The organism is Streptomyces chrestomyceticus JCM 4735 (assembly GCF_003865135.1).
Classification (GTDB): Bacteria; Actinomycetota; Actinomycetes; order Streptomycetales; family Streptomycetaceae; genus Streptomyces; species Streptomyces chrestomyceticus.
Genome location: NZ_BHZC01000001.1, coordinates 9014352 through 9028768 on the forward strand (window position 1 = coordinate 9014352; position 14417 = coordinate 9028768).

The following is a 14417-nucleotide window of genomic DNA, read 5'->3' on the forward strand; positions in this document are numbered from 1 at the left end:
CCGACTTGCCAGGGTCGGCCGGAGGCGCCGTCGTACCGCGGCCCCTACGGCCACCCATCACCACGAAGCTCGCGAAGCGGACCGGTCCGGCGCCGGGGAGAGCACCGCCGGCCGGCCATGACATCCTGTGATCTCGCTACGCGCGCCGGGCCGGCGCGGCGGATTACAAGGAAGATCGATGAAGCTCTGCTTCCTGGTGGAGGAACACTACCGGCGCGACGGAATGCCGAACGAGGTGATCCGTCAGTTGCAATCCTGGGGGCACCAGGTGGACGTACTGCGGCCCGGCGGCTCCTTGCTGCGCATGACGGAGGCGGTACGGGCGGGATCGCACGACGCCTGGGTGCTCAAGACGGTCTCCGGCGGTCCGGGGCTCACCCTGCTCGAAGCGGCGGCCTCGGCCGGGCTGACGACGGTCAACGACGCCCGGTCGATACGGCGCGTACGGGACAAGGCGCTGGCCGCGGCGATCGGCCGCAGCCGAGGGCTCCCCGTACCGCCGACCTACGCCGCGGCCCGCCCCGAACTGCTGGCGGAGCTGCCGGAGTCGGAGTACCCGCTGGTGGTCAAGCCCGCCGACGGCAGCTCGGGGCGGGCCGTGCACCTGGTGGCGTCCCCGGACCGGCTGGCCGCCATGGCCCCCGAACTGGCGCGGGAGGGACTGCTCATCGCCCAGCCGTACGTCGCCAACTCCGGCATCGACCTGAAGGTGTACTGCGTCGGCGGCGAGTTCTACGCCACCGAGCGCTGCTCCCCCCTGCACCCCGAACTCGGCGTACGCGAGCGCCGCGTGCCGCTGCCCGCGGAGGTGGCCGCGATCGCCGGGCAGGTCGGAGCGGTCTACGGCCTCGACCTGTACGGCGTGGACGTCCTGCTGGGGCCAGACGGCCCGGTGGTGGTCGACGTGAACGACTTCCCCAGCTTCCGGCAGGTGCCGGACGCGGTGGCGCGGGTGGCGCGTGCCGTACTCGGGCTGGCCGGTGGTGGCCGGGCGCCGGTCCCGGCCCCGGTGCACGTGCCCGCGACGGCCGGGGAGAGCGCATGAGAATCGGCCTTGTTTCAGGCGATCCAGGCCATCCCGTGCTGGCCGCCACCACCGCCCTGCTCGCCTCCGAGCACCGGGTGGAGACGCTGGACCCGGACGCGGTGGACGGTGCTCCCGAGCGGCCTGCCGACGTCTACCTGTTGAAGTCCCGTACGCCACGGGCCCTCGCCCTCGCCCGCGCCCTGGAGGGGCGTGGTGTCCCCGTGGTCAACACCGCCGCGGCGACCACGCTGTGCCAGGACCGTACGGCGATGGCGGAGCACGCCCGGCGAGCCGGTCTTCCGTTCGCGCCCACCCGTACCTTCGCGACCCTCGCGGAGCTGGCCGACGGGCCGGGACTGCCCGGCCCGGTCGTGGTCAAGAGCCGGCACAGCCGTAAGCAGGACCTGGTGGCCCGCCTGGACGACGGCACGCAACTGCGCGAACTCGCCGCCACCCGGCCGCAGGAGCCGGTCGTGGTCCAGAAGTTCGTCCCGAACAGCGGGTGGGACCACAAGCTCTGGGCGGTCGACGGCCGGCTCTTCGCCGCCCTGCGCCGCTCCGAACTCTCGCCCGGAGACCGGGGCCCCGACCGGCCGCTCGCCCTCGGCGCCCTGCCGGCCGGCTGGCCGGACCTGGCGCGCCGGGTCGGCGAAGTCTTCGCGCTGGACGTCTACGGCGTGGACGTCATCGACGCGGGCGACGGCGCGCCGCTCATCGTGGACATCAACGCCTTTCCCGGCATCCGGGGACAGGCCGGCGCCCCGGAGGCCCTGGCGGAACTGGCGCTGCGCCGGGCCGTGCGGGCGGCGGACGCCTGACGGGCCTGCCCGGGCGGGGCACTTGACGGTACCGGGCGGCCGATGGCGCCGGCCGCCCGGCGGGGTCGGTGAGCCGGGCCCGGACCGATGCCGGGCCCGGCCTCCGGTACTTACACCGCGGCTCCGGTGCCACCGCCGGAACCGACACCGGCCTTGCGACGGCGTACGGTGACGACCGCGCCCGCTCCCACGGCCATGGCTACGCCGCCCACCAGGGCGATCGTCGGCAGTGCCGAGGACGAGCCGGTGGCGGCCAGTTCGCCGGTGCCGGCGGTCTCCTGGGCGCCGCCCTGCGTCTTCAGGCCGACCTGCGGCGTGTTGCCGCCCGTGCTGCCGGTGCCGGGCTGGGCGCTCTCGTCGGGCTTGCCCGGCTTGCTCGGCTTCCCGGGCTTACCCGGCTTACCCGGCTTCCCGGGCTTGTCGTGCGCCGGGAGGATGTTGAAGTAGTACTCCCCGTGGTTGGAGTTGCCGCAGGAACCGTCCTTGTTGGAGAACGTTCCTTCCATGATCACCCAACCGCGGCCAGGTGTGGCTGTGGGGATGGCGTGGAGGCGCAGCGGCAGGCTGACCGAGCTGTGCGGAGCGACGGAGAGCCCGACGAACTCGTTGTCGTTGCTGGCGTCGTCGAAACTCACCCACCTGCCCGTACGGGGGTCCTGGATCTCCCCCTGCAGTTCCCAGTACGGGTAGTCGACGATTTCGAAGGAGTAGGCGAGCGGCTCCAGTCTGATCCTCTCCATCGTCTTGCCGGTGGTGTTGGAGATCTTGATGGAGGAACGGCTCCAGCCGGCGCCGGCGACGAAGTCACCCTGCCACCCCTCGATGGACATCTGCAGGCGCCCCGCCTCGACGTCGCATTCCCCGCTCGGCTCGTCGTCCTCGGACTTCGAACCGCCGGTCGTGGTGCCCGGCTCGGTCTTCGGGTCCTGACCCGGCTGCGTTCCGGTTCCCTTGCCGGGCTGGGTCGTGGTGTCCTTACCGGTGCCGGTCCCCGTACCGGACTCGGTGCCGGTTGCGGGGCCAGTGCCGTTCCCCGTACCGGGCTTCTGGTTTCCTTCGGTTCCGGTGGCCGGCTCCCCGGCCCCGGACGACCCGCCCGATTCCGTCGCCCCGCCCGGCTGTCCGGTCTTGCCGCCGTCCTCCGGGTTTCCTGTCTGCTGCGACGCGGCGGTGTCGGCCGGCCGGTCCGGAGCCTCCGTGGCGGTCGCGAACGCGGCGGCGGGCGTGGCCAGTACGGCGCCGGGTGCGAGCACGGCCGCGGCCGCGGCAGCCGTCAGGGTCTGGCGGAACTTCATCAACGAGACCTTCCTGAGATGTCACCTGAGGTGTCAGGCACGTACGCCTAGGTGACTCCTGGCGAGGCAAATGGTTGTGCTGTGCCGCCAGTTACGGGTGTGCATCACAGTGGTGCGCCCGTCATCCCCAGGTGAGAGGATCGAGATGCAGGTAGAAGCGCTCCCGGCCGCGGTCGAGCGTGATCCCGTACCGCACGGCGAACGCGTCCTCCGCGGCGGCCGCCTGTGCCTCGTCGTCCCACGTCTCCCGGGCGGTGGCGAAGAGGAGCGCGAGATCGGCGTACGGATCGGCCCGGCCGAGGCGGCCCAGGTCGATGAAGCCCGACACGGTCAGCGTGTCCGGATCGAGCACGATGTTGGGCAGGCACAGGTCCCCGTGGCAGACGACGGTCTCCGCGGCCTCCTGCGCCAGCCGCTGCGCGAGCTGCGGAGTGAGGCGCGCGAGCAGCTCGTCGGGATCCGTCCCCTGCTGTTCGACGGGGAGGAATTCCGAGTCGACCGCTCCCCGGGCCACGACATCGCGGGCCGTCGCGAACATCAGGGTGAGGTCGCGCGTGTACGGGCACTGCGACGCGGACAGGCCGTGCAGGTGACGTACGGCGTCGGCGATCGGCCCCCACGCCGTACGGAGCGCCGCGGCCGGTACCCGGTCGGCGGGCACGCCTTCGACGGCGCTGGTGACCAGGGCGGCACCGGCGGGGTTCACGCGCCAGTCGAGGACGCGCGGGCCGGGCACGTCCTGCGTGCCGAGCCAGTCGGCGCGGTCCCGTTCCGTCTCCAACGAGGCCGTGTGGCCGGCGGGGACGCACTTGGCGTACCGCTTGCCGTCGGCGGAACGGAAGACACTGGCCGCGGACTCCCCGTCCGTGACGGGTTCCCACCCGTCACCGTCGGCGGGCAGCAGCGTACGGAATGCGGAGGACACATCGCTCACATCCGTCAACCTAACCGGCGGAGCCGACCGGCCGCACCGCAATTCCCGACATGGCAACCACGGTGTCATGATGGGGGAGTGAGCGAGGAGAACGGCACCCGGGCGTACGGGGATCCGGGCGACCGGTTCGTGGAGATCTTCAACCTGGTGGGGCCGCTGTACCGGCGTGCCCAGCGCAAGGTGGAGCAGGACGCGCCTCTCGAAGGGCTGTCGGTGGGGGTGCGGGCGGTCCTCAACATGCTCCGCGAGGACGGGCCGATGACCGTGCCGCAGATGGGCCGGGCCCAGGCGCTGAGCCGTCAGTTCGTGCAGCGGATGACCAATGACGCGGCGGGACTCGGACTGGTCGAGTTCCACCCCAACCCGGCGCACAAGAAGTCCTCGCTCATCGCCCTCACCGGTAAGGGCCGCGCCGCCATCACCGCCGTGATCGACCGGGAACGGGCCGCGCTGCGTCAGGCGGGCGCCGACCTCACGGAGGACGAGATCGCCGCCTGTATCCGGGTCCTCTCCCGCCTGCTGCACTCCCTCGACGACGTGGACGTGAACTGAGGCGGCCGCCCAACTCCCCGGCCGCACACCCCGCATGCGAATATGACAACCCGGTTGTCATAAGGTCGAGGCTGTGACACCTTGGTTGTCATGAATGACCTGTTCTGGCTCGACACCGGCAGTGGCCGCCCGCTCGTCCTTCTGCACGGCGGCTTCCTCGATCACCGCATGTGGGACCGTCAGATCCCCGCCTTCGCCACGAAGTACCGCGTCATCGCCCCGGACGCCCGCGGCCACGGCCGCTCCGCCAACGCGACCGGGCCGTTCCGGCCTGCCGACGACGTCGCCGGGCTGCTGCGCCACCTGGGCACCGGCCCGGTGATCCTGGTGGGCCTCTCCATGGGGGCGGCCACCGCCGTCGACATCGCGCTGGAGTATCCGGAGCTGGTCGGCGGCCTGGTCGTCAGCGGCGCGGGCACCAGCGAGCCGTACTACTCCGACCCCTGGACCGTCCGGACCATGGGTGCGTGGCACGCGGCGATGGCGTCGGGCGACCTGGACGCGTGCGTGGAGGCGTTCACCCTCTTGGCGGTGGGCCCGCACCGCGACCTCGACGACGTCGACGCCGAGGTCGTCAAGGAACTCCGCGACATGAAGCGCGGCACCATGGCCAAGCACACCAGCGGCGAAGCCAATCCGATCGTCCCGGTCCCTGACACCTGGGAGCGGGCCGCCGGTATCGAGGTCCCCGTGCTCGCCGTCAACGGCGGCATCGACTCGCCCGACAACATCGGCATGGCCGAGCGCCTCGTCCGAACCGTCAAGAACGGCCGTGCGGTCTCCGTCGACGGGGCGGCCCACTATCCCAACATGGAGCGCCCGGACGAGTTCAACGAGATCGTCGGCAGCTTCCTGGAAACTCTCTGAGCGTCCGGTGCGGCCGGAGTGCGCCGGCCGCACCGTGACGTACTGATCCCGCCGTTTCCGCTGTGATGCGGCGTAACGAACTTGTTCGTAACGAACATGTTCGTTACGGTGGCCGGGTGACCCCGAAACCCCCTGAGCAGACCCCGGCAGCCACCCCCGCCTCCCGCAGCCGCCGGGAGCGCCCCGCGAAACCCGCCCTCACCTACGAGGGCATCGTCGGGACCGCCGTCGCCCTGATGCGGTCCGAAGGGCTGCAGCGGGTGACGATGCGCCGCCTGGCCCAGCAGCTCGACACCGGCCCCGCCTCGCTGTACGTGTACGTGGCCAACACGGCCGAGCTGCACGCCGCGATCCTGGAGAATCTCCTCGGCGAGGTCGACCTCTCGCCGGTCCGGGCGCCCGGCGACTGGCGGGAACGGCTGGTGACCCTCCTCGGCTCCTGTACGCGCACCCTCTTCCAGTACCCGGGCCTGGCGCACTCCGCGCTGGTGGCCCGCCCTTCCGGGCCGAACTACCTGGCCCTGGTCGAGTCGGTCCTCGCCCTGCTGCACGAGGGCGGGGTCCCCGACGCGCAAGCCGCCTGGGGCGTGGACGTCCTGCTCCAGGTGGCCACGGCCACCGCCGCCGAACAGTCCACCCGCGACCGTGACGCCGCCGCCGAGGACGAGCACGAGGCGCTCGTACGAGCACTGCGGCAGGCCACTTCCGCCGGCCACCCGAGGATCGCCGCCCTCGGCGACGACCTGTTCTCCGGCAGCCCCGAACAGCGGCTTGCCTGGATCTTCCGCGCCGTCATCAACGGCACGGAGACCACTCCCCGCACGCACTGAGCCGCCTCGCGCGCGCCGCACCGGCCGCGCCCCCACGGAACGGAGAGACCGCCATGACCAGCACTCCCACCCATCACCCCATCGCGATCGTCGGAGCGGGCCTCGGCGGCCTGACGCTCGCCCGCGTCCTGCACGTACACGGCATCGAGGCGGTGATCTACGAGCTCGAAGCCGGCCGGGACGCCCGTACCCAGGGCGGCATGCTCGACATCCACGAGGACAGCGGCCAGGAGGCCCTGCGCGCCGCGGGCCTGCACGATCGTTTTCGCACCCTCGTCCACCCGGGCGGCGAGGCCACGCGCGTCGTCGACCCCCAGGGCACCGTCCGCCTGGAGGAAGGGGACGCGGGCGACGGCACCCGCCCCGAGGTGGACCGCGGACAACTGCGCGACCTGCTGCTGGACTCCCTGCCCGAGGGCACCGTCCGCTGGGGGAGCAAGGTCACCGGCGCCCGGGCGCTGGGCGGCGGACGCCACGAGGTGACCCTCGCGGACGGCACCGCCTTCACCACCGGCCTGCTCGTCGGCGGCGACGGCGCCTGGTCGAGGATCCGGCCGCTGGTCTCGCCGGCCACCCCCGCCTACACCGGCATCTCCTTCATCGAATCCGACCTGCTGGACGCCGATACCCGCCACCCGGAGAGCGCCGCGCTCATCGGCGGCGGCTCCTTCTTCTGCCTCGGGGACGGTAAGGGCATCCTCGCCCACCGCGAATCCGACGGCAGTCTGCACATCTATACGGCGCTCAAGACCGGCCCGGACTGGCTCGACAGCATCGACTTCACCGACACCGACACCGACACCGCCAAGAAGGCCGTGCTCGCCCCCTTCGAGGGCTGGGCCGACAGCCTGCGGGCGCTGATCGCCGACGCCGACGGCGCGCTCGTCCCGCGGCACATCCACGCCCTGCCCGTCGGCCACCGCTGGGACCGCGTCCCCGGTGTCACCCTGCTCGGGGACGCCGCCCACCTCATGTCCCCGTTCGCCGGTGAGGGCGCCAACCTGGCCATGTTCGACGGTGCCGAACTCGGCCGGGCGGTCGCCGCCCACCCCGGCGACACCGAGGCCGCCCTCGCCGCGTACGAGGCGGCCCTGTTCCCCCGCGGCGAGGCATCGGCCGTGGATTCCGCCGGGAGCCTGGACCTGATGTTCGGCGACCGGGGCCTGGAGCGGCTGCTCGACATGTTCGCCGCCCACGGGCAGTAGGTCCGGGCGTCAGGCGCCGCCGTTCCGGTTCGCGAAGGCGCCGCCGTCGGCGAAGGCGAGCTTGGCGAAACGTTCGCCGATCCGGCGGTGGGCGGCGGCGTCCGGGTGCAGGCCGTCGGGCAGCGGCAGCTCGGCGAAGTCCGCCTCGCCGTACAGCTCGCGGCCGTCGAGGTGGTGCAGATGCGGGTCCTCGGCCGCCCGCTGCGCCACGATCCGGGCCAGTTCCTCCCGGATGACGTTCAGGGTCAGCTTCCCGGCCGCGCGTTCCGCCGGGTCGCCCGCGGCCCGGAAGCGGAGCTGCCCGGTGCTGATCTCGGAGAAGTCCGGGGCGCTGGGCCCCGGGGTGTCCTCGTGGATCGGGCACAGGATGGGGGAGACGACCAGCAGCGGGGTGGTGGGGTGGCCCTCGCGGATGGTGTCGAGGAACCCGTGGACGGCGGGCCCGAAGGCGCGCAGCCGCATCAGGTCGGCGTTGACCACATTGATGCCGATCTTGACGCTGATCAGGTCGGCGGGCGTGTCCCGCATCGTCCGGGCGGTGAACGGGTCGAGCAGCGCGCTGCCGGCCAGCCCCAGGTTGACGAGGTCCACGCCGCCCAGGGAGGCGGCCAGCGCGGGCCAGATCGTGGTCGGGCCGGCGGCGTCGGAACCGTGGCTGATCGAACTGCCGTGGTGCAGCCACACCGCGCGGCCCCGGTCCGGCGCGGGCTCGACGGGAGCGTCGGTGCGCAGGGCGAGGAGTTCGGTCGTCTCGTTGTGCGGCAGCCAGATCTCGACGTCCTTGAGCTCGCCGGACAGGCCGTCGAAGCGCAGGGTGCCGGCCGGACCGGGCCGGTGTTCGGCGGTTCCGGCGGACATGTCGATGGTCAGCGTGTTGCCGCCCGTGACACTCGTCCGCCCGGCCGGACGGCCGTCGACGAGCAGCTCGTACACGCCGTCCGGACGGGGCGGGACGCCCGTGTAGACCCGCTTGGTGGGCCGGGTGTCCAGTTCGAGGGCGGTCGCCCGGGTGCGGAAGGCCAGCCGTACGCCGGAGGGTTGGGACTCGGCCATGGCCAGTTGTCCGTCGGTGTTCTGGGCGCGGGCCCAGGCGGGCAGCCGGTGCGGCAGCACGCCCTCCTCGGTGCGCTCCACGTCGAGGGCGCCGCGGAGGAGGTCGTCGGTGATGGGGGTGGTGGTCCAGTTGTTGTCGTGCATGGCCTCAACCTGTTGATCGAAGTGTTCGGGTGGTGCGAGGGGGGTGCGGGTGGTCCGTACGGCCCGTGTGGCGTGGGTGTTTCGGGCGGCCCGTACGGCTTTCAGGGCAGTTGCGGCGCCGGCCAGTTCCGCAGCAGGGCGTCGAGGGCGTCCAGGACCCGGGACCAGGTCTCGTCCGAGTCGGGGGCGCTGTGGCTGAACCCGCCTCCCAGCTCCAGGCTGACGTAGCCGTGGAAGACGCTGCCCAGCAGCCGGACCGCGTGCGTCTGGTCCGGCTCCGTCAGGTCGTAGCCGCGCAGGATCGCCCGCGTCATCCGGGCGTGCCGGACACCGGCACTGGCGGCGGCCGTCTCCGGGTCGAGTCGCAGTTGCGCCGCCGCGTACCGGCCGGGGTGCTCCCGCGCGTAGTCGCGGTAGACATTGGCCAGCGCGGCCAGGGCGTCCTTGCCCGCCCGGCCGGCCAGTGCGGCGTCGCCCCGGTCGGCGAGTTCTTCCAGGGCGAGCAGGGCGATCCGGGTCTTGAGGTCGTGCGAGTTCTTCACGTGGGAGTACAGGCTCGCGACCTTGACGCCGAACCGCCTGGCCAGCGCCGAGACGGTCACTTCCTCGAACCCGGCCTCGTCGGCCAGCTCCGCTCCCGCCCGGGTCAACCGGTCCGGGGTGAGCCCTACGCGTGGGGCCATGGTCTTCCTTCTGTCTCGCTTGTAGCTAATGATGGCAAGCATCTGCCTTATCGAGTATGGACCTGCCTAAAGGTATTAGGCAAGTTGGCGTGAGGAGTAGGCAGTGGATGCGGAAGGAGAGCGAGCGCCAGGTACGCCGTCCGCACCGGCCACCACCTGCACCGGCCGCCCCTTCGGGCCCCCGGAAAACCGATAGGACGCCGCCCCGCCGCTTGATAACGCGTGCGACGCGGGGCGGCTCCGCAGCGTGCTTCCTTCTCCTTCCTGAAACGAATCGAGCGCGCTCCCTGGACGCGGGTACGACCGTGCTGCTGGCCGCCTCCGACCTCGTCACGTCGCTGGCCGCGACGAGCGGGTGAGCCGTCGGACGGCCTGACTTCCGTACCCGCCGGGCCCGGGGAGTCGAACGCGGATCGCGCCCCGCTGCGCTGCCATACTGGCCGGCACGCCTCGAAAGGGGACGGGACGATGACCGCTGCCACTGACGAGGACCCCGCCCCACGGACGGCGTACGAGGTGGCCGCCGAGGTGGCGGCGGGACGGCTCACGGCGCGCGGACACGCGGCCCGGGCGTTGCAGCCCCATCGCCTGTCCCACGCCCGTGACCTGCGTGCCTTCATCAGCGTGGAGCCGCCCGGCGTGCTCGCCGACGCGGAACGCGCCGACCGTGCCCGTACGGACGTCGGCGCGCAACTCCCTCTGCGCGGCGTACTTCTGGCGGTCAAGGACAACATCGACGTGGCCGGGCTGCCCACCACCGGCGGAACACCGGCACTGCGCCGGCACCGCCCGGCGCGTGACGCCGCCGCGGTGCGGGCACTGCGCGACGCGGGCGCGGTCGTCCTGGGCAAGGCCAACATGCACGAGCTGGCCTTCGGCGCGACCAGCGACAATCACGCGTACGGCCGGGTGCGCAACCCCTGGCGGCCCGACCGCCTGGCGGGCGGCAGCAGCGGCGGTACCGCCGCTGCCGTGGCGGCCGGCCTGGTCACGGCCGGGCTCGGCACCGAGACGGGATGTTCCGTACGCCTCCCGGCCGCCCTGTGCGGGGTGGTGGGTTTCCGCCCGACGACCGGCCGTTATCCCGCGCAGGGCGTGCTGCCCCTGTCGTGGACCCGGGACACCATCGGCGTCCTGGCGCACACCGTCGAGGACGTCTGCCTCCTGGACGCCGTCATCACCGGCACGCACCCCGCCCACCCCGCGCGCTCGGCGTCGCCGCCCGACCCCCGTACCGTACTGCGCGGCCTGCGGTTCGGCGCTCCACGGCACCCCTTCCGGGACGGCATCGCCCCGCCGCTGCTCGCGGCACTGGACGCCAGGCTCGCCGAACTCGCCGCCGCCGGGGCCACCATCGTCGAAGACGAACTGCCCGCCGGGACAGCGTCCCACGTGGCGGCCGCCGGACTGCCCATCGCCCTGTACGAGACGTCCCGCGCCCTCGACGGGTATCTCCGCGAGCACGATCTGCCCCTGCGCTTCGCCGATGTCGCCGCCCGGATCGCGAGCCCGGACGTGGCCCGGCTCCTGCGCCCGCTGCCCGGTCACGGACCGACCGAAGACGCGTACGAGCAGGCGCTGACGGTCCACCGTCCCGCACTCGACGCCCTGTTGCACGCCCACCTCGCCGACCGCGGGCTCGACGTACTCCTGCTGCCCACCGCCCCCGTGACCGCGCCACGCCTGCTCCCCGGCGAACACATCCTGCTCGCAGGCCGTCCGGTACCGGCGTTCCCCGCCCTCCTGCGCAACACCGACCCGTCGAGCATCGTCGGCTGGCCCGCCATCACCCTGCCCGCCGTCCGCGACGCACATGGGCTCCCCTTCGGCATCGACCTCCAGGCCCCGGCTGGCAGGGACTTGCCCCTCTTGCAGATCGCGCGCGCCTGCGCGGCACTGTGGGGCCTGCCGCGCCGGGGCAGGGTGGCACCCCTCCGGTAGACCCCTTAGCGTTGCCACCCATGACGAACGTCTTTCCCGCCTCCGTGCCCATGCCCTCCGCCGACGTGCACCTCGGCGGACGTACCGCCCTGGTGACCGGTGGCGGCAGCGGCATCGGCAAGGCGTGCGCGGTGGCGCTGGCGGCGGCGCACGCCACGGTGCACGTGGTCGACAAGGACGGCGAGTCGGCCAAGGCCGTGGCCGCCGAGACCGGCGGCCGGGCGCACGTCGTCGACCTGGCCGATCCCGCCGCGATCGAGTCCTTGCCGGCCGAGGTCGACATTCTCGTCAACAACGCCGGGTTCCAGCATGTGGCTCCGCTCACCGAGTTCCCTCCGGAGCGGTTCGCGCTCATGCAGCAGGTGATGGTGACCGCGCCGTTCCTGCTGCTGCGCCGCACACTGCCGCACATGTACGCGAACGGCTGGGGCCGCGTCGTCAACATCTCCAGCGTCCACGGGCTGCGGGCGAGCGCCTACAAGAGCGCCTATGTCGCCGCGAAGCACGCTCTGGAGGGGCTGAGCAAGGTCACCGCCATCGAAGGGGCGGAGCACGGCGTGACGAGCAACTGCGTCAACCCCGGTTACGTGCGGACGCCCCTGGTCGAGAAACAGGTCGGCGACCAGGCCGCGGCTCACGGGATCGACGCGTCGGACGTGCTCACCGACATCCTGCTGGCCCGGTCGCCGATCAAGCGGTTGCTGGAACCCGAGGAGGTCGCCGCGGCCGTGCTGTGGCTGTGCTCACCGCACACCGCGTACATCAACGGTGCTTCCGTCCCGCTGGACGGCGGCTGGGGAGCCGGCTGACCGCACCTGCCGCAGAAAGCGAATGCGCCGATTTTTCTCCAGGAAATGCCCGCGCTAAATGCATTTGGCCTTCTGCGGGATCGCCCGCACCGTGTCGCCGAGGTCGACCAGCGTGTCGCCGGCAGCAGTCATCGCCTCCGCCGTCACCGTCACTTCGACGGCAGGATCACGCCCGTAGGTGAGAAGGGTCTTCTTGCTCTTGCTGCCGCCCTCGCCCTCGCTTGACGCGTCGCTGCGCAATACCCAGTCGACTCCGTTCACGTTGAGGCACAAGTCGGTGGTCGGCTTGGGCGGCTTCATGCCGCAGCGGAGGACGACCGCCGAATCTCCCCAGACCGCAACTCCCTCCCCGTTCGCCTCGGTTCGGTCCTCGCCCAGGAGTTGGCGCGGGTAGTTCCGGGCGATGTCAGCGCAGAGCGGATGACCCGCGTTCGGTGCGCTCTCGATTTCCGGTGGGGAGGGAAGGAGCGAAAAGGCGAGTACCCCGGCCGCGACGAGGGCGGTTCCGCCCACGGCCCCGCCCGTGATGAGGGCCTTCTTCGACGGTGCAACCACTTCTCGCCACGCCTTCTTCGGTCGAACAAGACAAACGGCAAATCTTGCCGTGCCGGGCAACATTAATGCTTGTTCAGGGTGAAATTCCCATAAGGGCGGGAGGGGCGCACCGGCTCAGGCCGTCCGGGCGGCGGGCGGCCGGCCGGGCCCGGGCAGATGCGGCGCGAGGTGCTTCGCCATGGCGACGAGTGTGCGGTCCGCCAGGTAGGGGCCGATGATCTGAACGGCCAGCGGCAGCCCGTCGGCGGTCCGGCCGGCCGGCACGACCACGGACGGCAGGCCCACCAGGCTCGCCAGGTTGACCCAGCTCGTCTGGTCGAAGAACGGGCGCTTCACACCGTCCACCGTGATGAACCGCTGCGGCGGCGGGGTGCCGGTCTGGTCGGGCACGGCCGCCGTCGGCGCCGCCGGGGTGATCAGGACGTCATGGCCGGCGAAGTAGCGGTCCCACGCGGCCCGTAGCTGCTGCCGCGCCTCGTCGGCGACGCACCAGTCCCGGTGCCGCATCGTCCGGGAGTGCAGGAACAGACCGGCCGGGTCGTCGGCGGGGATCTTCTCCGCCGCCGCCACGTCGGCGGCGAACGCGCTGTCCGTGGCGGTGGCGGAGCCCGTGGCGAACAGGAGCCGCTGGAACAGGGTGTTGCTCTCGGCGAAGTCGACGGGCCGGGTGGTGTCGTCGACGCTCGCACCGACGGAGCGCAGCAGCGTGGTGACCTGATCGAGCAGCGCACGGGTCTCGGCGTCGACGCGGCAGTAGGCGTCGTCCGCCCAGACGCCGACGCGGTACTGGGACAGTTCGGCCCTCGTGGGGGCCGGGAGCGTGATCGTCCATCCGCCCCGGTCGGCGAGGGCGGGCGCGACCAGCACGTCCAGGAGGAGGTCGAGGTCGTCGGCCGTACGGGCCATCGGGCCGAGGGTGACCATGTCGCTGCTGGTGGCCCAGCCGGGCAGGCGGGGGATGTGGCCGCGTACGGGCACGACGGGCGCGGTGCCGCGGGAGGTCCGCAACGCGTGCACACCGCAGTACGCGGCCGGCAGGCGCAGCGAACCGGCGAGGTCGGAGCCGACTTCAAGACTGGTGAGGCCGGTGGCGACGGCGGCGGCCGCGCCACCGGAGGAGCCGCCCGCGGTCCTGGTGCTGTCGTACGGGTTGTCCGTCGTCCCGAAGAGGGGGTTCGACGTCTGGATGTCCTGGCACATGACCGGCACGTTCGTCTTGCCGATGAGGACGGCACCGGCGGCGCGCAGCAGGGCGACGGCGTCGGCGTCCCGGTCCGGTATGTGGCTGGAGAGGTCGGGGGAACCGCTGGTGGTGCGCATGCCCTTCGTCTCCAGGGCGTCCTTGACCGTCATCGGGAGCCCGTGCAGGGGGCCGAGGGGCCGGCCGGTCTCGGCGAGGTGCCGGTCCGCCCGGTCCGCGGCGGCGCGTGCGGCGTCGGCGTCGAGGGTCACGATGGCGCTGACGTGCGGGTTGGCTTGCGCGATGTGCCGGAGGTACTGCTCCAGGAGGTCACGGCTGCTGATCTCGCGTCGGCACAGTGCGGCGACCTGAACGCGCGCGGGCGCCAGGTGGAGCGCCTCGGCGTCGGCCTTCCGGAAGCCGGGCCGGGGCCCGGGCCGAGGGGAGGAGGGGGCGCTCGCGGCGGCCGGTGTGGTGATGCCGGTGGAGGCGATGAGCAGGGTGCGGCGGGGGATCATGTGGGG

General features: G+C 72.4%; 14 protein-coding genes. 8 read left to right on the forward strand and 6 right to left on the reverse strand.

Annotated features, from left to right (window positions below; translation table 11 throughout):
• Positions 1–178: 178 nt before the first annotated feature.
• Together EJG53_RS38970 and EJG53_RS38975 are read left to right on the forward strand one after the other, a co-directional pair.
• Positions 179–1045, forward strand: a complete 867-nt coding sequence (locus EJG53_RS38970; protein WP_125048836.1) for an ATP-grasp domain-containing protein — start codon at positions 179–181, stop codon at positions 1043–1045.
• A complete protein-coding gene (locus EJG53_RS38975) occupies positions 1042–1845 on the forward strand; it encodes an ATP-grasp domain-containing protein (RefSeq protein ID WP_125048837.1) in 804 nt (267 codons plus the stop codon). The genes EJG53_RS38970 and EJG53_RS38975 overlap by 4 nt, the downstream gene beginning before the upstream one ends.
• A 110-nt stretch (positions 1846–1955) precedes the next feature.
• Here the strand turns inward: EJG53_RS38975 and EJG53_RS38980 are convergent, their stop codons facing one another.
• Both EJG53_RS38980 and EJG53_RS38985 read right to left on the reverse strand, forming a co-directional pair.
• Positions 1956–3140 (reverse strand): LPXTG cell wall anchor domain-containing protein, encoded by a 1185-nt coding sequence (locus EJG53_RS38980; protein ID WP_125048838.1) that lies wholly within the window; start codon positions 3138–3140, stop codon positions 1956–1958.
• A 121-nt stretch (positions 3141–3261) separates the two neighbouring features.
• The gene (locus tag EJG53_RS38985) at positions 3262–4083 is read right to left on the reverse strand and encodes an APH(3'') family aminoglycoside O-phosphotransferase (RefSeq protein ID WP_359131214.1); all 822 of its coding nucleotides are present in this window, start codon (positions 4081–4083) and stop codon (positions 3262–3264) included.
• 69 nt (positions 4084–4152) lie between these two features.
• Here EJG53_RS38985 and EJG53_RS38990 point away from each other — a divergent pair, with 69 nt between their 5' ends.
• The 4 genes from EJG53_RS38990 (at position 4153) to EJG53_RS39005 (ending at position 7528) form a co-directional block, all read left to right on the forward strand.
• Positions 4153–4626, forward strand: a complete 474-nt coding sequence (locus EJG53_RS38990; protein ID WP_125048840.1) for a MarR family winged helix-turn-helix transcriptional regulator — start codon at positions 4153–4155, stop codon at positions 4624–4626.
• Positions 4627–4716: 90 nt separating this feature from the next.
• The gene (locus EJG53_RS38995; protein ID WP_125048841.1) at positions 4717–5493 is read left to right on the forward strand and encodes an alpha/beta fold hydrolase; all 777 of its coding nucleotides are present in this window, start codon (positions 4717–4719) and stop codon (positions 5491–5493) included.
• A 116-nt stretch (positions 5494–5609) separates the two neighbouring features.
• A complete protein-coding gene (locus EJG53_RS39000; RefSeq protein WP_244955526.1) occupies positions 5610–6323 on the forward strand; it encodes a TetR/AcrR family transcriptional regulator in 714 nt (237 codons plus the stop codon).
• Positions 6324–6376: 53 nt separating this feature from the next.
• Entirely contained in the window at positions 6377–7528 is a 1152-nt protein-coding gene (locus EJG53_RS39005; protein WP_125048842.1) for an FAD-dependent oxidoreductase, read from the forward strand.
• 9 nt (positions 7529–7537) lie between these two features.
• Here EJG53_RS39005 and EJG53_RS39010 read toward each other — a convergent pair whose 3' ends face one another.
• Both EJG53_RS39010 and EJG53_RS39015 read right to left on the reverse strand, forming a co-directional pair.
• Positions 7538–8725, reverse strand: a complete 1188-nt coding sequence (locus EJG53_RS39010) for a GDSL-type esterase/lipase family protein (RefSeq protein ID WP_125048843.1) — start codon at positions 8723–8725, stop codon at positions 7538–7540.
• Positions 8726–8826: 101 nt separating this feature from the next.
• Positions 8827–9408 (reverse strand): TetR/AcrR family transcriptional regulator, encoded by a 582-nt coding sequence (locus EJG53_RS39015; protein ID WP_125048844.1) that lies wholly within the window; start codon positions 9406–9408, stop codon positions 8827–8829.
• A 468-nt stretch (positions 9409–9876) separates the two neighbouring features.
• On the opposite strand from EJG53_RS39015, the gene EJG53_RS39020 reads away from it, so the two are divergent.
• A complete protein-coding gene (locus tag EJG53_RS39020) occupies positions 9877–11349 on the forward strand; it encodes an amidase family protein (RefSeq protein WP_125048845.1) in 1473 nt (490 codons plus the stop codon).
• A 20-nt stretch (positions 11350–11369) separates the two neighbouring features.
• The gene (locus tag EJG53_RS39025; RefSeq protein WP_125048846.1) at positions 11370–12158 is read left to right on the forward strand and encodes a 3-hydroxybutyrate dehydrogenase; all 789 of its coding nucleotides are present in this window, start codon (positions 11370–11372) and stop codon (positions 12156–12158) included.
• A 54-nt stretch (positions 12159–12212) separates the two neighbouring features.
• On the opposite strand, the gene EJG53_RS39030 is transcribed toward EJG53_RS39025, so the two are convergent.
• Positions 12213–12776 (reverse strand): DUF3515 family protein, encoded by a 564-nt coding sequence (locus tag EJG53_RS39030; protein ID WP_125048847.1) that lies wholly within the window; start codon positions 12774–12776, stop codon positions 12213–12215.
• Positions 12777–12827: 51 nt separating this feature from the next.
• Positions 12828–14411, reverse strand: coding sequence for an amidase family protein (locus EJG53_RS39035; RefSeq protein ID WP_125048848.1), 1584 nt, complete (start codon positions 14409–14411; stop codon positions 12828–12830).
• Between the last annotated feature and the right edge of the window lie 6 nt (positions 14412–14417).

Bases quoted from the DNA above. Each gene is read 5' to 3' on its own strand.
- EJG53_RS38970 (WP_125048836.1), top strand. From the start codon at position 179: ATGAAGCTCTGCTTCCTGGTGGAGGAACACTACCGGCGCGACGGAATG.
- EJG53_RS38975 (WP_125048837.1), top strand. From the start codon at position 1,042: ATGAGAATCGGCCTTGTTTCAGGCGATCCAGGCCATCCCGTGCTGGCC.
- EJG53_RS38980 (WP_125048838.1), bottom strand. From the start codon at position 3,140: ATGAAGTTCCGCCAGACCCTGACGGCTGCCGCGGCCGCGGCCGTGCTC.
- EJG53_RS38995 (WP_125048841.1), top strand. From the start codon at position 4,717: ATGAATGACCTGTTCTGGCTCGACACCGGCAGTGGCCGCCCGCTCGTC.
- EJG53_RS39005 (WP_125048842.1), top strand. From the start codon at position 6,377: ATGACCAGCACTCCCACCCATCACCCCATCGCGATCGTCGGAGCGGGC.
- EJG53_RS39010 (WP_125048843.1), bottom strand. From the start codon at position 8,725: ATGCACGACAACAACTGGACCACCACCCCCATCACCGACGACCTCCTC.
- EJG53_RS39015 (WP_125048844.1), bottom strand. From the start codon at position 9,408: ATGGCCCCACGCGTAGGGCTCACCCCGGACCGGTTGACCCGGGCGGGA.
- EJG53_RS39020 (WP_125048845.1), top strand. From the start codon at position 9,877: ATGACCGCTGCCACTGACGAGGACCCCGCCCCACGGACGGCGTACGAG.
- EJG53_RS39025 (WP_125048846.1), top strand. From the start codon at position 11,370: ATGACGAACGTCTTTCCCGCCTCCGTGCCCATGCCCTCCGCCGACGTG.
- EJG53_RS39030 (WP_125048847.1), bottom strand. From the start codon at position 12,776: ATGTTGCCCGGCACGGCAAGATTTGCCGTTTGTCTTGTTCGACCGAAG.
- EJG53_RS39035 (WP_125048848.1), bottom strand. From the start codon at position 14,411: ATGATCCCCCGCCGCACCCTGCTCATCGCCTCCACCGGCATCACCACA.